Here is a 19,294-nt window from a genome sequence, read left to right on the forward strand (position 1 = left end):
GCACCCTCACCGCCCCCGCCGTCTCCTCAACTCGCCCAGCCAGGCCCGCACCTGCTCGTCGTCATGCAGGTACCCGGCGCCGTCCCCCGCGGGCAGATCGACCCCGTACAGACGATTCAGCGCCCACCAGGACACCTCGTCCCAGCCGACCCCGTCCTCCCGCACCCACCGCTCCGCCCACCGATCGGCCGCGTCCCGCGAAACCCGCCCCTCGACCAGAGAGACGAAGCACTCCTCGATCTCGTCGGGAGCGGGCGGGCGGTCGGCGTCCATGCTCCGACCGTACCGCCAGGGCGAACGCCACCGTGGAAGGGGTGCGAGGCGAAAGGCGCCGCGCTGTGCGAGTGGCCGTGGCGTACCTCGCGGTGCGACCATGCGGCGGGTGAACGACGGACTCCCCGACGGCTGGACCATATACGGCACCGACTTGGGCGCAGTCATCCGGGGCATGTGAGCGGCCCACCCCCGACGGCGAACGATTCCACAGGCGTGCCGCGCCTCGCCCGTCGGGCAGGATGCCCGTCATGGCACAGCAGATCATGTCCCCCTCCGCGTCCTGGCGTCGGATCGACGCCTGGCTGACCGCCCACGCGCCGGCCGAGGCGACCCTCCTCAATCCGCCCGCGACCCGGGACGACCTCCAGGAGGCGGAGCGGCTCCTCGGCGTCACGCTGCCCGACGGACTCGTCGAGTCGCTGCGATGCCACGACGGGGCGAGCACCTGGGTGTCCTTCCTGCCGGAGCAGTCACCTCTCACGGTCGTCGGCATCGTGGAACGCCGGCGGACCCGCATGGACGTCGCGGCGGAGAACGACGGCCTCGCCCCCCGCCCCTGGGACGACGAACCCTGGTGGCACCCGCTCTGGATTCCGTGGGCCGAGGGTGCCGACGGCGGGTCCCAGGTGATCGACCTGCGCCCCGGCCCGGACGCGGGCCGCCTCGGCTGGGCCGGGCACAGCGGTGGCGGCGACTTCACCGATTCCTGGCCCGACCTGCCGAGCCTTCTCCACGCGGTCGCTCACGCGCTGACCGAAGGCGGCGGCGTCCGGGAGCTGCACCCGTACCTCACCGCACGGGGCGAACTCTGGTGGGACGAGGAGGGCTGCGAGCGGCTCAACGGCGACCCGCTGACACCCGCACCCGTCGGGCTTCCGTAGCTCCGGTCTCGCGTCCCTGCCCCGGGCTCCCTGGCACGCGGGCCCCTGAGTTCCCGCACCCGCCCGGCAGGGTCCCTCCCTGCCGCGGCGCGAAGGCACCTTCGCCGTCCTTTTCGTACGGCGCCGGGCTCACCGACCGGTGGCACTCCGACCGGCCGACCGGGCAACGCCGTGCCCCGGCGGCCCGCACGCGTGCGCCCGCCGGCGCCGACCCGCACACCCGAGCGGGAACCGGCACGCGGCTCGACACGCTCCGCGCGAGCCCGGAATCCGTTCGTCCGCGCGGGGGGAGGTAGGGCAGGGTTGCGCCATGACCACCGAGGGACTGGACGACGACGGCCACATCGCCCGGGAGGGTTCGCTGGACCGCGTCCCGGCGGAGTTCACCCCCGTGGTCGCCACCGCCCGCGCCCTGATCGCCGAGACCTTCGGCGACGACCGGCTGCACAGCGCCTACCTCTACGGCAGCATCCCGCGCGGCACGGCGATCCCCACCGTCTCCGACCTCGACCTGCTGCTCGCCCTGCGCCGCGAGCCGACCGGCGCCGACCGGACGGACGCCGACGCCCTGGAAACCCGGCTCGACGCCTCCTTCCGGCAGATCGACGGCGCCGGCGTCCTCCTCTTCAGCACCGACACGCTGCTCAGCGACCTGGAACGCCACGACCTCGGATGGTTCGTCGCCTGCCTGTGCACCCCGCTGCTCGGCGACGACCTCGCCACCGTCCTGCCCCGCTACCGCCCCACACCCCTGCTGGCCCGCGAGACGAACGGAGACCTCGGCCTGGCCCTGCCGCGCTGGCGCGAGCAGTACGCCGCCGCCGTGACGGACGACCGGCTCAGGGCGCTCAGCCGCGTCGTCGCCCGCCGCGTCGTCCGCAGCGGCTTCACCCTGGTCATGCCCCGCTGGGGCGGCTGGACCAGCGACCTCACCCGATCCGCCGAGGTGTTCGCCCGCTACTACCCCGACCGAGCCGGGCAGATGGCCCTGGCCGCGACCACCGCCCGCACCCCGACGACCGACCGGACGGTCCTCACCCTCCTGATCGACGAACTCGCCCCCTGGCTGGCCGCCGAGTACACCTCCGTCCACGGCCCCAAGACCCCCCGGCCCTGACACCGACGCCGTTCCCCGTCGACCCCATCCGGAGCGAGTACGTCCAGGGCCCGGGACCGACGGCTCCCGCTCACCCGAGGGCTCGGACGAGGTGCTGCCCGAAGAAGGCGGCGGCTTCCTCGCCCACCCTCGTACGGACGGCGGGGTCGGAAGGGGTCGGCAGGAAGAAGTCGTCGTGGCGGACGCGGGGGCCGGCGGAGCGGCCGGCCGCTCCGGGGATGTGCTCCAGGTACGGCCTGGTGTCCACCTCGTAGGGGTTGACCGTGTCCGCTCCACCCCAGCGGATCCCCACGGGCACGCGCACGGTGGCGAGGCTCGCGCGGGTGACGAGACCGCCGACGCCGGGAGCCACTTGGAAGACCGCCCGGACACGGGGGTCCGTGAAGTCGGCCTCCGCGCCCTCCAGTGCCTGCCGCAGCTGCTCCTCCAGCGGGTACTTCTTCCGCAGCGCCTCCAGCACGTCGGGGAACTCGGGAATCTCCGGCAGGGGAACCGCCCTCGTCAGCACCGCCCGGAGCAGCGCCGGATCGAGACGGACGCCGGCGAGCGCCACCGCCGTGTAGCCGCCCAGGGAGAATCCCGCCGCGCCGACCGGCCCGAGCGGCTCCTCGCGAGCGAGCACGTCGAGGACGAAGGAAGCGTCGCGAGGCCGGTCCCACACGTGCAGAAAGCCCTCGGGCTCGTAGCCGTCGATGAAGTTGTTGCCGTGGTGGTCCAGGGCCACGACGCGGAACCCTGCCCGGCGCAGCGGCTCCACCAGCCACTCCATACGGCTGCCGGAGCCTCCGGTGCCGTGCGAGACGACGACCAGCGGAGCCCGTCCGGTCGACAGGTGCTCCGGTTCCCACTGGTAGACGCGGACGGGGCGCGGACGCGACGGATCCCGCAGGTCGGGGCGGGACTCGTCGTGGAGGAGGCGTATCAGCGGCTGCTGCCCGGAGGTCGTCATGGCGACATCGTAGGTTCGAGCCGCGCGGAGGGATCGGGGTGGTCCTCGCGGCAAGGAGGGACCACGTACACGTCACCTGATGCCCCCCGGACGCGTTGGACGGGCATGAAGATCACCACCGCTCTGGCCGGCGTCGCGCTCGCGGCTCTGGCCCTCTCCGGCACCGCTGCCGCCGCCCCTTCGCCGTCCACGGACGGCCACCTCTGGCTCACCGTCACCCGCACCACCGCCGAAGGCACCTCCGCCACCGGGAACCTGTGGCTGGAGTGCCCCGGCCGGGAAGGCGACGCCGGTCATCCCCACCGCGCCTCCGCGTGCGCGGACCTGGCCACGGCGGGAGGAGACCTCGACGCCCTGCCGGGCCGTGAGACGGCCCTCTGCTCGAACGACGCCGTCCATGTCGTCGCGACCGCCCACGGCAGGTACGGCAGCCGCGCGGTCCACTGGGAGCACGCGTACGCGTCCGACTGCCATCTCACGCTCGCCACGGGCGAGATCTTCGACTTCTAGCCCGTCCGGCGGGCGACCGACGAGGATCCTCGCCATGACCCATGTGATCGAGCCCGCCCTCCCCGACGACGCCTCCCGGCTGGGGCCGTTGCTGTTGCGGGCCTGGCTGCAGACCTACCCCCACCGAGGGGCGGGGATCGACGAGGAGTGGATCCGTGAGCACCGCGGCTCGTCGGCCACGGCGGAGGGCATCGCCCGATGGCGCGACTTCATCGAGGCGGCCCTCCGGGATCCGGACCTGTTGTTCTGCCGGGTGGTCCGTTCGGAGGCGGAGGCGGAGGCCGGTGCGTCCGCGGAGACCGTGCGGGAGATCGTCGGGGTCCTGTGCGGGCGCCGTGGCGAGGAGGTCACCCTCGGGCCGATGTACCTGTTGAACCACGTCCGGGGGCGGGGACTCGGCGACCGTCTGATGGCCGAGTTCCTCGACTGGGCCGGCGGCGCGCGCATGCGGCTGTGGGTCACCGAGTACAACGAGGGCGCGGTCCGTTTCTACCGACGCCACGGCTTCGAGACGACCGGCGACCGAGAGCTGTGGCAAGGAAGGCTGCCCAATGTGCGCATGACCCGCGAGGCCGCCTCCCCTGCCGGGGGCAGGGACGGTTGAGCCTCGCGGGACGTGTGGGCGGGGGCTGAGGGAGGCGCCTGGCGTTCGCGAAGGTCACGCGGGGCGGTCGTCGTCCTTGGGCCCCTGCTTGACGGACTCCGCGATCTGGTGTGCGGCTTGCGCGGGCGTGAGGTGGGTCGTGTCGACGACCTCGGCCTCGGCGTGCAGCCACGTGCGGGCCGCCTCGGCGTAGGGCTCCAGGTGGCGGAGCCGGAACGGCGAGTCGGGGCCGATCACGGTGTCGCCCGCGATGCGGCCGCGCAGGGTGTCCTGGTCCGCGTGGAGCACGAAGTGCCGGACCGGGACGGAGTGCCGGGCAAGACCCGAGCTGATCTCGCGCCAGTACTCCTCGACCAGGACGGTCATGGGCATCACCAGGATGCCGCCGGTGTAGTCGAGTACGCGCCGGGCGGTCTCGACCACGAGGGGCCGCCACGGCGGCCAGTGCTGGAAGTTGTCCGTGACGGGCAACCCCGGCGTGATGTCCATGAGCGTCTCGCCGACCTTCTCCGCGTCGAACACCCGGGAGTCCGGAATCAGCCGCTGCACGAGCGCGCTGGTCGTCGTCTTGCCCGCGCCGTGGGTGCCGTTGAGCCATACGATCATGACACCCGACGCTAGCGCGGTACGGCCCGCGGGAACAGACACGACGGAAGCGGGCCACCGACCCACTCCGCGTGCGTCCACTCCGCGTGCGTCCCGCTCCGGGAACCGTTTCCACGCGTCCCCGCTCCGGCCGTGCGGTCACAGGCCCGAGCCCGGGTCACAGACCGGGGATTCCGGCGCGCCTCGTGTGCAGCTCGGAGCGGACGAGTTCGAGGAGTCGGCCGCTCCAGTTGCGGCCGCTGCCAGCGTTCTCGCCCCAGTAGGCCGAGTTGACGTCGTCGTAGACCAGGATGGCGTCGTCCGTGGCCAGCAGGATCTCGGCCAGACGGGGGTGCTGGTCGTACTTGGCGCGCAGCAGGCTGGTCATGACGGCGGTGCGGAGGTGCTCCCAGCCCTCGCGGCGGGCCGCCGCGGCGGCGAGTCCGCGTGCGGTGGCGGCGGTGTCCGCTGCCGCGATCGCGTCGTGAACCTCCGGCCGGGTGACCGACAGGGCCCAGTAGGCGTGCGTGACGGAGGGGTACGGGATCCCGCCGATGGTGACGGGGGCCGGATAGTCGTCGCGCAGCGCGACGGGGCCGGGGTCGGCCACCGGCTCGTCCGGGCACAGGGGGAAGAGGTGGACCGTCGGGGTGTGCGGGGTCGCCGGCCCGTCGGTGGGAATCCCCGCGTCGTGCTCCGCGAGGCGGCGGGCGCGCTCCTCGAAGTACGCGAGGGCCCGGTCGTAGCTCTCCTGTGAGACCGGCGGGTCCTGCGGCAGGTAGGTCCGGCCCCCGGGGCCCGCCACCAGGGTCCGCAGCGGCCAGTCCTTGCTGTCCATGTCGCCGAGGGCCCGGCGACGGCGCGAGGCCGGGATGGCGAGGAAGGCCGCGCGTGCCGCCGCACGGTTCTCCTCCGTCCGGTCCGCGAGGAAGGCGGAGACGGCGGCCATGCAGCGGCCGATCGAGTCGGGCCGCCGGTTCAACCGGTCGATGGCGTCACGGACTTCCGCGACCAGCAGCTCGGGGGTGAGCCGGTTCCGCGGCTCACCGAACTTCCAGGTGGCCATGGCGTGCGCGGACGCCCCCGCGCCGTCCGGGAGGGTGGTGGCCACCCAGCCGGACCTGACCTTCTCCTCGAACTCCTCGACGGTGATCAGACCCCAGCAGTCGACGAGCCCGTCGGCGTAGATCAGGAGGTCGGTCAGGAAGTACCTGCCGTTGCGGATGAAGATGTGCCGCCACGTCCCGGGTATCCGGACGCCGTCCGCGGTGCGGTAGGTGACGCGTCTGCCGATCATCCGGTGATCGTAGTGGGCCGAGGGTGTGGCGCAGGCCCGGCCTCGGCGTCGGTCCCGACGGCCCTCGGCGCCGTTCGCTCCGGCCCTCGTCACCGCCCGCCTCGGCGCCCGCACGCGGTGGTCGGCGCGTGCCACGGGCCGGGGCGGGGGCGGATCCGCGGGTCGTCAGCGCGTCTCGCTTCCCGTGGGAACGACCGCCTTCGGCTGTCCGGCCGCGGGCAGCGGCACCGGGTTCGCGGCGGGCGTCGCCGCGCCGGCGGGTTCCGGCGCGGTGGTCACGCGGTGCGTGCGCGTCGGCAGGCCGAAGGTCGGGTGGGAGGTGGTCCACAGCGCCGTCCGGAGGATGCCCGCCTTGACGCGTGCGGCGTTCCGGCCGCCCATGAACTTCGTGCGGGCCCGCGCCTCGCGATCGACCGGCTGCAGGATCCCGTCGCGCCGCCCGAGGCTGATGTGGTTGCCGACGTAGTCCAGACCGGTGTGCGCGACCTGGCGACCGGTCAGGCGCGCGATGATCGCCGTCGTGGCCTGCCGGCCGGTGAAACCGGCGGAAGCGCAGGACATGGGCAGGGGGAGACCGTTGTCGGCGATCGCGCGGGCGCAGTCGCCGACGGCGTAGACGTTCGGGTGCGAGACCGAACGCATGGTGCGGTCGACGACGACGCGGCCGCCGTCCGCGACCTCCAGCCCGGCGGCGCCGGCGATCGGGGCGACCGCGAACCCGGCCGCCCACACGGTCGCGTCGGACGGCAGGACCGTGCCGTCCGCGCACCGCACCCCTGCGGCTTCGACCGCCTCGACCTCGGTGTGCTCGCGCACGGTGATGCCCAGCCGGTCGCAGGCGCCGCGCAGATGGGCGCGGGCCCCGTCCGAGAGCGGGGCGCCCAGCCGGCGCCGCGCGATCAGGGTCACCGAGAGACCGGGCCGTGCCTCGGCGATCTCGGTGGCGGTCTCGATGCCCGTCAGCCCGTCGCCGACGACGCACACGTTTCCGCCCGCACCTCCCGCCTCCAGACCGTCCAGCCGCTCACGCAGTCGCAAGGCGGAGGGCCGGGCCGCCACGTCGAAGGCGTGCTCGGCCGCGCCCGGCACGCCGTGGTCGGCGCCGTGACTTCCGAGCGCGTACACGAGCGTGTCGTAGTCGACCTGGCCGACGCCGTGGGCGTCCGTCACGTCGACGACCCGGCGCTCGGGGTCGAGGGCGGTGACCCGGGCCAGCCGCAGCCGGACCCCGGTGCCCGTGAAGACGTCGGCGAGCGGCGGGGCGTCGACGTCCTGGCCGGCCGCGAGCTGGTGCAGCCGCAGTCGCTGGACGAAGTCCGGCTCGGCGTTCACGACGGTGACCTCGGCGTCCTGGGAGGACAGCCGACGGGCCAGCGTCCCGGCGACGTAGGCCCCGGCGTAGCCGGCGCCGAGGACGACGATGCGGTGCTTCATGACGCTCCTGTCGGACATGGCTTCCTCCGCTGTCTCGTGTCTCGATGTGTCTCGTGCTTCGATGCGTTCGTCCTCAAGACACCGCGCCCCCGGCCGCTGTGACATGAGGTGACGCAGGTCACGATCGCCCCCGCCGTCGCCGCTGCTGCCGTGTCGGAGGGAAGGGGAAAGGGCGACACCTCTCCGATGCATGCGAATTTCGCATCCCTGATGCTAATTTGGCATGCATGTTGGGTACGGAAGAGGTTCTGAGGCTGACCGTGGCGGCCCTCATGTCACGGGCGGGGGAGCGGCAGGGCGACCTGGCCGCCGCCATCGGGCTCTCCCAGGCGCAGGTGTCGCGCAAGCAGAGCGGCGCCGCGCACTGGTCCCTGGACGACGTCGACCTGCTCGCCGCTCACTACGGCCTGCCCGTCCTCGACCTGCTCGCCGGGCCGACTCACGCCGTGGGCGTCCTGCACGGTGCCGCCCCCCGGCTCCCGTCCGCGGCGCCCGCCCCGACCGGCCCCACCTCGGAGTCGACCCCCGAGCCGGTCGCCGCACCCGTCCCCGCACCCGTCCCCGCACCCGTCCCCGTGCCGGTCCCCGTGCCGGTCCCCGTGCCGGTCCCCGTGCCGGTCCCCGAGGCGGTTCCCGTGCCGGTTCCCGAGGACGGCCCGGTAGGCGCGCTGCCCGCGCCGGGACTTCCCCTGGGGCCGTGCGTGCTGTGCGGGGAGACGGCCTTCGACGAGGTCGACGGCTTCCCCCAGCACCTCAGCGCCGAGGCGTGCGCCGCCGCCGCGGCGGCTTCGGCCCCGTCCGCCCCTTCGCCCGCCCCGTCCGCCCCGGAACCGCCCTTGCCGGCGGACGAGCCCGGACCTGGACCCGTACCCGTACCCGACCCTGAATCCGAACTCGGACCCAAGCCCGAATCCGTACCGGTCGCCCCACCAACCCCACCAACTCCTCCGACCCCGCCCGCCGCACCCGCGACGTCACCTCGACGCACCGCCCCCGCGTACGTCTCCGCCCTCCTCGTGGAGCAGATCACCGACCGCGTCCGGGAGGCCCTCACCGACCACGACGGTGACGCGGACGCCGCACAGGCCGCTCTGATCAAGTCGGCGATCCCGGACGTCATGGCCCTGTTCAAGGCGTCCCGCGCGAGCGGTCGTTACGAGCACTCCGACTTCCCTCCCACCGCCGACATCCTGCGGAAGAAGTCCCAGAAGGGCGCGGACGAGATCTGGGAGGGCCGCCCCAAGTGGCGCAACCCGGCGGTCTTCGCGGCGGCCAAGCAGGGCACCCGGTTCGAAGTGACCGCCCTCGACATGAACGCCGCCTACCTGAGCGCCCTGAAGTGCTGGCTGCCCATCGGACAGCTCCGTGAGGACACCAGTGGCGTCCACGACCCGAAGCGGTCCGGCGTCCACCTGATCACCCCGGCGGACTGGGAGCAGCCCGACCTGCCCAACCCCCTGGGCAACCGCATCGAGCCGGGGCCGCTGTGGGTGACCGAGTCCACGCTGCGCCAGCTCCTCGCCTGCTCCCGCAACGGCCTCGCGGGTCCCCCCGTCCTCCACCGCTCCCTCGTCTCCGGCGCGTCCGAAGCCCTCCTGGAACGGCTCCGCCGCGCCCTCGCCGACGTCCGCAGGACGGCGCTGGCCGAAGGCGACACGCTCACCGTCGAGTACGTCAAGGCGATGTACGCGAAGTTCGTCTCCACCATCGGGGAGTCGAGCGCCAACCGTGAGATCCGCCGGCCGGACTGGATGCACATCATCCGCGCGAAGGCGTTCGCGAACCTGTGGATGAAGGCCGAGAAGGCGCGGCTCGCCGGGCTGACGGTCGTGGAGATGTCCGGTACCGACGAACTCCACGTCATCGGCGACTGGCGCTCCGTCTTCAGCGAAGGCCGCGACCTCCATGAGGTCAAGGCGAAGAAGGTCTACACCCTCGGAGGCAAGTGATGAACGGATCCCCGGACCTGTGGGCCCGCTGGGGCAGCTTCGGCGCGTACGACGCCCGCGGCATGAAGGGCGGCGAGGCGCTCATCCTGGAGCTCAACCGCATCGTCCACTCCTCCGGCATCGCCTCGCCCGTCACCTCCAGGCGCGGCCTCACCGCCCGACTGCGCTACCTCGACAGCGGCGCCGGCCGCGCGGCCCTCAAGGAGCAGGGCGTCACGCCGCGCACCATCCGCGCCTGGATGAGCAACAAGGGCAAGACCGCGCCGACTTCGGCGAGCCGGGAGAAGATCGATGCCGCCTACTGGCACCGCCGCCGCGACAACCTCATCCGCTCGGGCTGGCTGACCCGCCACCTCGACAACGAGGGCCGCGGCAGCAGCATGGAGATCTACCCCGTCGACACCGCCCGGACGGCCCCCGAACACGTCCGCCCGGGCATCAGCCAACGCACCGTCACCGTCCGCTACATCTGGGGCGACCTCGTCGACGCCTGGGCCCGCAAGGACGCCGTCACCGTCGACGAGATCTGGGACGACGTCATCACCGACCTCGACTCCGACTACAACGCCTACGCCTACGTCTCCGCCGTGGGCATCAGCGCCTGACCCCGCCGCCCCCGCTCCCGCCCCCGGCTCCGCGCCGGTGTCGCCGGGGTGGCGGGGGCTCCCGTGGGCCCACCCCGACGACGACCAGGGCTCCTGACTACTTCACCTCGACGCCGTACCCGCGGACCAGGCCCTCAAGGCCCTGGTCGTAGCCCTGTCCGACCGCGCGGAAGCGCCACAGCGGTCCCCGGCGGTAGAGCTCGGCGAGGAGCAGAGTGCGCTCGCTGGTGGCGGCGTCGAGGGTGGCCTGCGCCGTGACCGGCGCGTCGCTGCCGGGCGCGAGGGTGATCTGTACGGCCCCGATGTCGCCGAAGACGGCGGCACCGTCGATGGCGGCGGCGATCGCGACCCGCCGGACCGCCGGCGGCAGGACGGTCAGGTCGACGGTGACGGACTGCTCGGTAGGGCCGTCGCAGAGGAGCCGGACGGCTCCGTCGGGGCTTTCGGGAGCTCCGTAGAAGACGAAGTCCCCGTCGCAGGAGACCTGCTCGTCCTCGTCCAGGACGAAGGCCACGACGTCGATCTCGCAGTCCGACTGCCGTGCCCAGGAGGCGCCCAGGTGCCAGCGGCCGTTCGAGGGGAGCGTGGGCAGGTCGACGACGCCGCCGCGGGGCAGGACGGCCCCCGCCGTGCCCGTCCGGGCAGGGGCGGCGACCGTCTCGGGAGCGGGGGGCGCGCCCAGCCAGTCCGGCGCGTGGACCGGCAGCTCCAGCGCCGTGACCCGGGCCATCCGGCGGTCGGTCTCGCCCCCGGGGAGGAGGATGACGTCCGTGACGCTCGCCGAGAGGTTGAGCGCGGCGGCCCAGCCCCGTTCCACGATCCGCACGCGCGCCGCGGACGCCGCCTCGTGGGTGCCGCCCAGCACCAGGACCCGCCGACGGCGGGGTGCGGCGACGGCGGGGTGCGTCGGCGCGGACGGGGGCGTGGTGACGGCGGCGGGCGCCGGTTCGGTCCGTGCCGGTACGGGGAACGGCTCGGGTGCCGGTACCTCCGCCGGAGCTGCCGCGGGCGGTGCGGTCGGCGCGGGGGACTGCTTCACGTGCGGGGTCCCGGGGCGGACGTCTTCCAGGAGCCTGAGGAACGTGTCTTCGTCCAGGACCGGTACGCCCTCGGCGGCGGCGCGCCTGGCCTTGGCCGACGCGGAGGCAGCCTCGTTGGTGACGAGGACGCTGGTGTGGCGGCTGACCGACGCCATCATGTTCAGTCCCGCGCCGACGGACCGACCGACCAGCTCGGCCCGGGCGGTGGTCGTCTCGCCCGTGATGGCGATCTTCATGCCCTGGACGAGCGGGCCGCCCGGTTCGAGCCGGCCCGGATTGCGGAAGGCGCACGGGGTCTTCGGCGGGTTCGGCGCGAACTGGGGATCCTGCCGGGGCGGGCAGGGCACCAGGGGGAGCGGCAGGTCGAGCCGCGCGGCCTCGGCGAGGGAGGCGCGGAAGATCCCGGCCAGGACGCGCGTGTCGTCGAGGGCGTCGTGGGCCCTGGTCTGCGGAACCCCGTAGTGGGCGGCGAGCGACGCCAGGCTCAGATCGTCGGTGGGCGGTTCGACGCGACGGTTCAGGGCGAGGGTGCACAGGCGCTGGGTGACGGGGAGGCGCAGCCGCGCGCGGGCGAACTCGTGGGCCAGGAAGTCGTAGTCGAACTGCGCGTTGTGGGCCACCAGGACGCGGTCGCGCAGCAGCGCGCCGACGCGCTCCGCCACCTGGTCGAAGGTGGGGGCGCCCGCCAGGCGCTCCGGAGTCAGGCCGTGGACGTGGACGGGACCGGGATCGCATCCGGGGTTCACGAGCGTGCTGAACTCCCCGGTCTGCGTTCCGTCGGGACCGAAGGTCAGCACCGCGACCGAGAGGATCCGGTCGCGCCGGGGGACCAGCCCGGAGGTCTCCACGTCGACGAGCGCCCAGTCGTGGGCGTAGTCGGGGCGTGGAACGTCGAGTGCGGGGGCTACGGAAAGCATGACGGTAAGGATGATCCGGACGTGATCACCAGTTCAACCCGAAGGGCGATTTACATAGATATGCCGTCGCAGAGGCTCGCCCCGGACGGCAGCGCCGGCGAAGGTCCGCCGGGCAGAGCGCGCTCCGGGCAAAGGGGGCCTCGGACAAGGGGGATCTGGTCAGGGCGGCCTCCAGGGAGGGCGGGCTCCAGGCGAGGCGGGCTCCGGGAGGGTGAAACATTTCCGCGGACTCGGGACGTCGGAGGTACGAGAGCAAGCGCACCACCTCCCGCACCGCGATCCGAGGATGTCCCTTCATGTTCCTTTCGCTCCCCAGGTCGGCCACGGCCCTCGCCCTCGGCCTCGCGGCGGTCGTCGCCACCGCCGCGTCGCCCGCCGCCGCCCAGACCGGCACCTGGCGCGACGTCAGCCCGCCGGGCAGTGACGGCAGCGTGCTGTTCGACGTCGAGACCACGCGCGGGACGACCTGGGCGGTCGGCCTCCGCAGCGACGACACCACCCGCCCGTTCGCGCCGGTGGCCATGCGCTGGACCGGTACCGGCTGGCAGGCGCCGCCGCAGCCCGCCGACCACGGGCGCCTCGACGAACTCGCGGCCGGCGCGCCGGACGAGGTGTGGGCGGTCGGCACGCGCTACGACGCCGTGGACGACACGGACTGGGGGCGGGGGAGCGCCCTGCTCCAGCACTGGAACGGCACCGCGTGGACCGAGGTCGCCCTGCCCTTCCCCGAGGGCGCGACCGATACGTCGCTGTCCGCCGTCGCCGTGGACGAGGGCGGCTCGGTCTGGGTGTACGGCGGCTACACCGACGCGGCCGGACAGTACGTACAGGCCCTGTTCCGAGGGGACGCTGACGGTGAGGCGGACGCGGACGGGGACGGCGGCTGGACCCGGCTGCCCGGGGACACCGGGCTCAACTGGGTCTCCCAGCTGGAGGCCGGCCCCGGCGGCGTCCTCCACGCCGTCGGCGACGGCGTCTCCCGCTTCGACGGCACGTCATGGACCAAGCAGAGCCTGCCGCCCACCCTCGACGGGGCGCTCTTCGACGGCATCCAGACGCGGACGGCCGACGACATCTGGGCCGTCGGCCACATCCGGGACGAGAAGCTGTGGCGCCGCCCGGTCGTCGTTCGCTTCGACGGTCGGGCGTGGCGCACCGTCCGCACCCCCGCGGAGACCGGCCAGCTGTACGACATCGCCTTCGACGGCTCCGGCCGCCCCGTGGTGGTGGGCGAGACCATGAACCCCGAGGTCGACCCGGACGGCAACTACGTCCTCACCCCCGGGCCCCGGGGCTTCCTCACCCGCACCGAGGAACCGCCGGGAGCGGGCTTCCTGTACGGCGCCGCGACCGACGCGGCGGGCCGGGTCTGGACCGTCGGCGGCACGGCCGGCGCGGAGGGCGGCATCTCCCCGGGGGCGTACGCGGGCATCCGCCGCTGAACCGCCGGAACCCTGAACGGACCGACGCCGTCCGTGCCACGGCACGACGAGGCCCCTGGGCAGCCGCCGCCGGTGTCCCCGGGGCCCGCGGGGCGGGTGTCGTGAGCGCGATGACAGCCGGCAGCACCGCGCTCGCCGGCGTGAGCGGCCTCAACGCCGCCATGCGCCGGAGTATGCTCGCTCGCCGGCCCGACCTGCGGCCCGTACCGACGCGGCGACCGTGATGTGGGGGCGGCATCCCTTCCGTTCGCCCCAGGGGGCAGTATGGGGCCGATGTCGTCTCGCGCGGTGGGTGGAGGTCGGTGTGACGGAGGGCGAACGCGACGCGGTGCGTTTCCAGCACGTCCTGGAGCGCAGCCGGAGGGCCGAGCGCGTGGGGTGGTCGGCCATCGGCGTGGTCGTGGGACTGGGGGTCCTGGCAGCTCTCGCGGTACTCGTGGTGGTCGTGCTGTTCGTCGTCGCGGCGGTCAGTGTGAACTGAGTGCCGTCGGATTCCGGAGCCAGACGTAGTCGACCGGCTGTGCCGTGTTCCAGCTCGCGGCGAGGCCGGCGTCGACGGTGACGAATCCGGCGCCCCGATAGCAGGCCAGAGCGGGCTCGTTGTCGGGGCGCACGCGCAGGAAGACGTCGCGGAATCCCGCCGCGAGCGCCCGCCCGAGGAGCTCTCGCACCAGAATCCGGCCGATGCCCCTTCCGCGTGCGCCGGGGGCCACGATGATCCGGGCGAGCTCGGCCTCGTCCTCCTCGTCGTCGAGCCACACCTCCCCGTATCCGAGGACGGTCCCGTCCTCGACGAGCACGTGCGCCCGGACGTCGTCGTCCTCCTGCCAGGCGGCGACCGTGCGCGCGGTGACGGGGAACTCCCGCCGCCCGCACCACCGGACGACTTCGTCGGCATGGGCGGGCCACTCCGCCACGAGGGAGGCGTGAGCGGCCGTGAAGGGGAGGAGGTCCATGCGTGTCGGTCCGTCCGTGAGCGTGAGGCGAGCGGGAGAGCGCCCTTCAGCATCCCGGGAGTCCGGCGCTCGACGCACCTCCGTTTTCACCGGCGCTTTCGCGTACCTGGTGCGACAGGCGCTCGACGTATCCCCGTTTCGGCCGGCGCCTCCCGGCGCTCGTCCCTCAGGCGGTGCGCTTCACGTGGTGGACCAGCCACGTCATCAGGGCGTCCAGGTCGGCCGTGGCGGCGAGGACCCGGTCGACCGCCTCGGGGGTGTGCAGCCACTCCTCGCAGCCCAGGGTGCGGGCGGCGACGAGTGAGCGGTGGCGCAGCAGGGCCGCGCGGGGGTGGTCGGCAGGGTAGCCGCGCGGGGGGCGTTTCATGACGTCCCCGGAGATGTCGTAGCCCTTCCCGCGTACGTCCTCGACGAGGGCGGTCAGTTCGCGGCCGCTGCGCTCGGAGGCCACGGCTCTGCGGAACGAGTCCACCTGGCCGGGATCGGGGTACCACCAGGCGCCCTGGATCCGCAGGCCGTCCAGGGAGAACCGGAGACCGATCTCGATCTTGCGGCCGAGCCGGATCACCGCGCTCTGGTTCTGCCACCACCAGGAGCCGGTGCGGTAGTGCCACACGGAGAAGTCCTCGTACCGGGGGTCGGCGTCCGCGATGTCGCCGAGCAGGGCGATCATGGGCTGCCGGACGAGTCGTTCGCGGTCCGCGCGGCAGTGCTCGCGGACCGCGCGGGGCGGTTCGCCCTGGAGCTGCCACAGGACGTCCATGGCCTGCTCGGGCCAGCCGGTGAACTGTCCTCGCATGCGCGCAGGATAGCCCGTGCGGGGGAGCGGCCGGACCCCTGCCGTCCGCTCCCCGCGTGCGCGGGTGGTTTCCCTCGGCGGCCGCCGCCGTCCCCGGGGCGTCGACGGCCCGCCACCGTGGTCCAAGGCGTTCAGGAGGGCTGGACGTGGTCGAAGACGGCGAGGGCTTCGGCGGGGTCCGGGCTGACGAGGCGTTCCAGGCCGGCCGCCGTGATGCTCGCCCATCTGCCGGCCCGTTCCCACATCCGTACCTCGAAGGCGCGGACGGCCCCGTCGAGGTCTCCGTCGCCGGTGGCGATGGCCTCGGCGAGTTCGGCGCCCTCCAGCATCGCGAGGTTCGCGCCGGCCCCCAACGGAGGCATCAGGTGGGCGGCGTCGCCCAGGAGCGTCACGCCGGGGACGTGGCTCCAGGTGTGGGACACCGGCAGGACGTACAGGGGGCGGTGGACGAAGGCGGTGGTGTGGCGGAGGAGGTCGAGGACGGGGTCGGCCCAGCCGTCGAACCGCTTCAGGAGGCTCGACCGCACGGCTTCGGCGTCGGCCAGGTCCAGGCCCGCGTGCCAGTCCAGCGGTGCGCGGAACTGGGCGTACACCTTCACGTGGCCGCCGCTGTTGCGCTGCGCGACGAGGGCGCGGTTCACCCCGTACACCGCCACGGAGCCGTCGCCGATCAGCCGGGCGAGGCCGGGGTGGCGGTCGTCGACGTCGTCGAGGGAGGACTCGACGTAGGTGACGCCGGTGTAGTGCGGCGTCGCCGAGGAGACGCTCGGGCGGGTCCGGGACCAGGCGCCGTCCGCGCCGACCACGAGGTCGAACGTCTCCTGCCGTCCGTCCGCGCAGTGGACGACGGCGCCCTCCCGGGCGCCCGGTACCACCCGCGTCACGTTCCGCCCCCACCGGACGTCGAGGGGGCCGAGCAGCAGGTCGCGGAGGTGCCCGCGGTCGATCTCGGGGTTGGCCCGGTCGTCCGGGCGGGGGCGCCAGTCGCGCAGGACGGTGCCGTCCGGGTCCAGGATGCGCATGGCCTGGCCCTCGGGGCGGGACAGCGCCCGGAACCCGGGCAGCAGTCCCGCCTTGTCCAGGGCGAGCTGGCCCATGCCCTCCTGAAGGTCCAGCGTGCCGCCCGGGGGACGGGCGTCGGGGCCGGGATCGCGTTCGAGGACGGTGACGGGGTGGCCGTGGCGGTGCAGGACGCGGGCGAAGGCGAGGCCCCCCGGCCCGCTCCCCACCACAGCGATACGATGTCTCATGGCGATACACTGTATTGCCTCCCTACGGTGTATCGCGGCAGAACGGTGAGAGACGACCATGACTGTGTGGGACCGGCCCGAGCCCCCGCCTTCCCCCGCCCCGCTCGACCGGGAGCGGATCGTCGCCGCGGCCGTCGCGCTGGCCGACGAGAGCGGACTGGACGGGGTGTCGCTGCGCAAGGTCGCCGGCCGGCTGAACGCGGGCCCGATGCGGCTCTACGGCTACATCGCCACCAAACAGGAGCTGTTCGACCTCATGGTGGACGAGGTCTACGCAGAGATCCTCCCCGAGGAGCGGCCCGACGACTGGCGTGAGGCGCTGAGCACCCTCGCCCACCGCACCCGGCACGCCGCCCTCCGGCACCCATGGCTGGCCGACCTGCTGGGCGGCCGCCCGGCCTTGGGGCCGAACGCCCTCTCCGTGGGCGAGGCCACGCTGGCCGCCCTCGACGGCCTCGCCGACATCGACACCGCCCTGCGCGCGGTGGAGACCGTCAGCGCCTACTTCACCGGCGCGATCCGACGCGAGATCGCGAACCTGCGGGCCGAGCGCGCCACGGGCCTGTCCCGGCACGACTGGCAGCGCGCCCACGGCCCGCAGCTGACGAAGACGCTCGCCACCGGCCGCTTCCCGGCACTGACCAAGGCCGTGTACGGCGGCACCGACGTGGACCCCGAGACGACCTTCACGACCGGCCTGGAGTGGGTCCTCGACGCCGTGGCCACCAAGCTGACCCCGCCACCGGAATGACCCACCGGTCGGCACGGAGCACGAACGAGGCCGGCGCCGACACGTAAGCAGCCCGCGCCGGACGGAGCACGAACGAGGCCGACGTCGCACGTAAGCAGCCCGCGTCGGCCGAAGCCCGCGTCGGCCGAAGCCCGCGTCGGCCGAAGCCCGCGCCGGCCGGGGCACGACCGTCTCCGACCGGCCGGTCGAGATGACGCGGAGGGCTCTCCATGCCGGTGTTCCCTCGCCCTCTCGCCGCAACAGGCATGCCGTTAAGGTCTCGTGGGGTGAACAAGGACGATTCTGGGCTGACCGAGACAGTGGCCGCGGCGCTGGGCGGCGAACGGGCTGCCGCCCTGACGGCACTCGCCGGGCGCGTGGCCGAACTCCGCGACATGAGCGAGGACGCGGCGACCACCGACGTGCTGCTGGTGCCTCTTGACGGCCGGGCCGCACAGCGGTGGGAGCGGATGGCTCAGCCCGACGAGCGCTGGGTCTACCTGCGTTCCGGCGACGGCACGAGCGTCCTCGCGGTGGACGAGGCGTCCGAAGCCGGGTTGCGGGAGCCGGCGGCGGCCGTCGTCTACCCCGAGCTGCACATGCGCATGGTCAGCTGGTGGCTCGTCCACGCCTGGCGCAGCGCCGATCTGCTCGAGGACACCCTGGAGAGCCTGACCCGGTGGCGCATCACCTCGGGCGCCGTCACGGCCCGGGCGGTCATCGAGGAGGCGGGCTCACTCGTCGACGAGGGGAACGCCCTGACCCAGGCGTGGCGGACCGGCAAGGCAGCAGCCGTCGACGACGACGTGAAACGTCCCGTGCTGGTCCGCGAGGCCCTCGGTCCGGTCCTGCTGAAAGCCGCGCTCGGCTCCCGGATGAAGGGCAGCCACGACAAGCTCCAGGCCACCAACGTCCTGACCCTCCTCAAGAAGCTGACCAGGGCGACGGGCGAGGCGAGGTTCCCGGAGTGGTACGACCTGCTCTCGGACGCCGCGCACCCCGCCTTCGGCGCGAGGATCGCCCTCGCCGCACCTCCGCTGGCGCACCCCTCGGAAGCCGTCACGGTGCGCACCTACGCCCGAGCCCCCATGGCCCTCGACGACGGACGCTCCCGTCGGCCCCTGGAACCGACCGTCGCCCTCGCGGTGGCCGACGCCGTGATCGCCGCGGGGACGCACCTGCTGGACGCTCTTGAGGACGGTCTGGCCGTCGTGGACGACTTCGGCCTGACGACAGCCGCGGCCACCCTCACGCGCCGGACCTACTGGCGCGACTTCCAGCCCGTACGGGGAAGCCGCGCCTGCCCCTGCGGCCGGGGCAAGTGGTCCGCCTGCGGTCACCGCTGGGGGCAGGAGACTCCCGCACGCGCCCTCTCCTGACCGCGTCTCAGCCCGCCGTCAGCTCGGCGAGTCGCTCGCGTGCGGCCGGATCGCGGACGGTCGCCAGACGCTCTCCGTCCTTGCTCCTGAGCAGGAGACCGGGCGCGGCCCGGCCCCACGGCGGGACGGCTCCGGTGTGCACTCCCTGCTCGGTGTCCACTTGCGACCACGGGTACGCGTCCTGCCGCCCGTCGGCCCGGCGCAGGACCATGCCGTCCTGGAAGCCGTACAGGACGGGAAGCCCGCGCCGGACGTTGCGCCGGCGCAGGGCGCCGATGCCGGCGGCGGCGACGGCGAGCAGCACGGCGAGGAGGGCGGTCGTGCGGCGGCCGTCGGCCCAGAGGCCCGCGGCGGGTGGGAGGAGGAGGGCGGCGGCGAGGAACCAGCCGCCGGCGGTCGCACGCGGGCGGTGCGTCACGACGAGCGGTCCGAGTCCTCGCCGGAGAGCCAGGGCGGTGACCTCCGCAGGTGGTGCCTCCATGCCGCCGCCCCCACTCGTCTCTCGACGCCCGTCCTTCCGGGGTCTCTTCCCGCGCGTGATGGCCCGCAACCCGTCACGGGAACGCCGCCGTCC

The 19,294-nt window shown here is 73.7% G+C and carries 20 protein-coding genes; 10 read left to right on the forward strand and 10 right to left on the reverse strand.

The genetic code is table 11. The features are described 5' to 3' along the window. Positions 1–6 precede the first annotated feature (6 nt). On the reverse strand, positions 7–273 hold the full coding sequence (locus IE321_RS19760; RefSeq protein ID WP_190223915.1) for a hypothetical protein: 267 nt from the start codon (positions 271–273) through the stop codon (positions 7–9). Positions 274–524: 251 nt separating this feature from the next. Between IE321_RS19760 and IE321_RS19765 the strand changes: the two genes are divergently transcribed. Both IE321_RS19765 and IE321_RS19770 read left to right on the forward strand, forming a co-directional pair. Next, the gene (locus IE321_RS19765) at positions 525–1,157 is read left to right on the forward strand and encodes an SMI1/KNR4 family protein (RefSeq protein WP_190223916.1); all 633 of its coding nucleotides are present in this window, start codon (positions 525–527) and stop codon (positions 1,155–1,157) included. Between the two features lie 310 nt (positions 1,158–1,467). Beyond that, a complete protein-coding gene (locus tag IE321_RS19770; RefSeq protein WP_190223917.1) occupies positions 1,468–2,274 on the forward strand; it encodes a nucleotidyltransferase in 807 nt (268 codons plus the stop codon). A gap of 70 nt (positions 2,275–2,344) precedes the next feature. On the opposite strand, the gene IE321_RS19775 is transcribed toward IE321_RS19770, so the two are convergent. Further along, entirely contained in the window at positions 2,345–3,223 is an 879-nt protein-coding gene (locus tag IE321_RS19775; protein WP_190223918.1) for an alpha/beta hydrolase family protein, read from the reverse strand. A 105-nt stretch (positions 3,224–3,328) separates the two neighbouring features. Between IE321_RS19775 and IE321_RS19780 the strand changes: the two genes are divergently transcribed. Together IE321_RS19780 and IE321_RS19785 are read left to right on the forward strand one after the other, a co-directional pair. After that, positions 3,329–3,733 (forward strand): SSI family serine proteinase inhibitor, encoded by a 405-nt coding sequence (locus IE321_RS19780; protein WP_190223919.1) that lies wholly within the window; start codon positions 3,329–3,331, stop codon positions 3,731–3,733. 34 nt (positions 3,734–3,767) lie between these two features. Then, positions 3,768–4,337, forward strand: a complete 570-nt coding sequence (locus IE321_RS19785; RefSeq protein WP_190223920.1) for a GNAT family N-acetyltransferase — start codon at positions 3,768–3,770, stop codon at positions 4,335–4,337. Between the two features lie 54 nt (positions 4,338–4,391). Here IE321_RS19785 and IE321_RS19790 read toward each other — a convergent pair whose 3' ends face one another. From IE321_RS19790 to IE321_RS19800, 3 genes are all read right to left on the reverse strand, one after another. Further along, a complete protein-coding gene (locus tag IE321_RS19790; RefSeq protein WP_190223921.1) occupies positions 4,392–4,943 on the reverse strand; it encodes a P-loop NTPase family protein in 552 nt (183 codons plus the stop codon). A 157-nt stretch (positions 4,944–5,100) separates the two neighbouring features. Continuing rightward, on the reverse strand, positions 5,101–6,219 hold the full coding sequence (locus tag IE321_RS19795) for an NADAR family protein (RefSeq protein ID WP_190223922.1): 1,119 nt from the start codon (positions 6,217–6,219) through the stop codon (positions 5,101–5,103). 165 nt (positions 6,220–6,384) lie between these two features. Then, the gene (locus IE321_RS19800) at positions 6,385–7,653 is read right to left on the reverse strand and encodes an NAD(P)/FAD-dependent oxidoreductase (RefSeq protein WP_190223952.1); all 1,269 of its coding nucleotides are present in this window, start codon (positions 7,651–7,653) and stop codon (positions 6,385–6,387) included. Between the two features lie 227 nt (positions 7,654–7,880). Here IE321_RS19800 and IE321_RS42070 point away from each other — a divergent pair, with 227 nt between their 5' ends. Both IE321_RS42070 and IE321_RS19810 read left to right on the forward strand, forming a co-directional pair. After that, positions 7,881–9,602, forward strand: coding sequence for a helix-turn-helix domain-containing protein (locus IE321_RS42070; RefSeq protein ID WP_226652923.1), 1,722 nt, complete (start codon positions 7,881–7,883; stop codon positions 9,600–9,602). After that, positions 9,602–10,207 (forward strand): hypothetical protein, encoded by a 606-nt coding sequence (locus IE321_RS19810; RefSeq protein ID WP_190223923.1) that lies wholly within the window; start codon positions 9,602–9,604, stop codon positions 10,205–10,207. The genes IE321_RS42070 and IE321_RS19810 overlap by 1 nt, the downstream gene beginning before the upstream one ends. A 97-nt stretch (positions 10,208–10,304) precedes the next feature. Here the strand turns inward: IE321_RS19810 and IE321_RS19815 are convergent, their stop codons facing one another. Next, the gene (locus IE321_RS19815; RefSeq protein ID WP_190223924.1) at positions 10,305–12,164 is read right to left on the reverse strand and encodes a DEDDh family exonuclease; all 1,860 of its coding nucleotides are present in this window, start codon (positions 12,162–12,164) and stop codon (positions 10,305–10,307) included. Positions 12,165–12,460: 296 nt separating this feature from the next. On the opposite strand from IE321_RS19815, the gene IE321_RS19820 reads away from it, so the two are divergent. Continuing rightward, on the forward strand, positions 12,461–13,606 hold the full coding sequence (locus IE321_RS19820; protein ID WP_190223925.1) for an NHL repeat-containing protein: 1,146 nt from the start codon (positions 12,461–12,463) through the stop codon (positions 13,604–13,606). Positions 13,607–13,910: 304 nt separating this feature from the next. Further along, positions 13,911–14,087 carry a hypothetical protein gene (locus tag IE321_RS19825; protein WP_158983360.1) on the forward strand — a complete coding sequence of 59 codons (177 nt, stop codon included), beginning with the start codon at positions 13,911–13,913 and terminating at the stop codon, positions 14,085–14,087. Here IE321_RS19825 and IE321_RS19830 read toward each other — a convergent pair. The 3 genes from IE321_RS19830 to IE321_RS19840 all read right to left on the reverse strand — a co-directional run bounded on the left by IE321_RS19830 (position 14,074) and on the right by IE321_RS19840 (position 16,611). Further along, a complete protein-coding gene (locus IE321_RS19830; protein WP_190223926.1) occupies positions 14,074–14,562 on the reverse strand; it encodes a GNAT family N-acetyltransferase in 489 nt (162 codons plus the stop codon). The two genes, IE321_RS19825 and IE321_RS19830, sit on opposite strands and share 14 nt — an antisense overlap. Before the next feature lie 166 nt (positions 14,563–14,728). Further along, the gene (locus tag IE321_RS19835; RefSeq protein WP_226652922.1) at positions 14,729–15,361 is read right to left on the reverse strand and encodes a DUF2461 family protein; all 633 of its coding nucleotides are present in this window, start codon (positions 15,359–15,361) and stop codon (positions 14,729–14,731) included. Between the two features lie 131 nt (positions 15,362–15,492). Then, positions 15,493–16,611 carry an FAD-dependent oxidoreductase gene (locus tag IE321_RS19840; protein WP_190223927.1) on the reverse strand — a complete coding sequence of 373 codons (1,119 nt, stop codon included), beginning with the start codon at positions 16,609–16,611 and terminating at the stop codon, positions 15,493–15,495. Positions 16,612–16,669: 58 nt separating this feature from the next. Between IE321_RS19840 and IE321_RS19845 the strand changes: the two genes are divergently transcribed. Together IE321_RS19845 and IE321_RS19850 are read left to right on the forward strand one after the other, a co-directional pair. After that, positions 16,670–17,362 (forward strand): TetR/AcrR family transcriptional regulator, encoded by a 693-nt coding sequence (locus IE321_RS19845; RefSeq protein WP_190223928.1) that lies wholly within the window; start codon positions 16,670–16,672, stop codon positions 17,360–17,362. Positions 17,363–17,628: 266 nt separating this feature from the next. Further along, positions 17,629–18,720: a hypothetical protein gene (locus IE321_RS19850; RefSeq protein ID WP_226652921.1), complete on the forward strand. Its 1,092-nt coding sequence runs from the start codon at positions 17,629–17,631 to the stop codon at positions 18,718–18,720. A gap of 7 nt (positions 18,721–18,727) precedes the next feature. On the opposite strand, the gene IE321_RS19855 is transcribed toward IE321_RS19850, so the two are convergent. Beyond that, a complete protein-coding gene (locus tag IE321_RS19855; protein WP_190223929.1) occupies positions 18,728–19,201 on the reverse strand; it encodes a hypothetical protein in 474 nt (157 codons plus the stop codon). Positions 19,202–19,294: the final 93 nt, after the last annotated feature.

The organism is Streptomyces hydrogenans (genome assembly GCF_014656075.1).
In the GTDB taxonomy this organism is placed as follows: Bacteria; Actinomycetota; Actinomycetes; order Streptomycetales; family Streptomycetaceae; genus Streptomyces; species Streptomyces hydrogenans.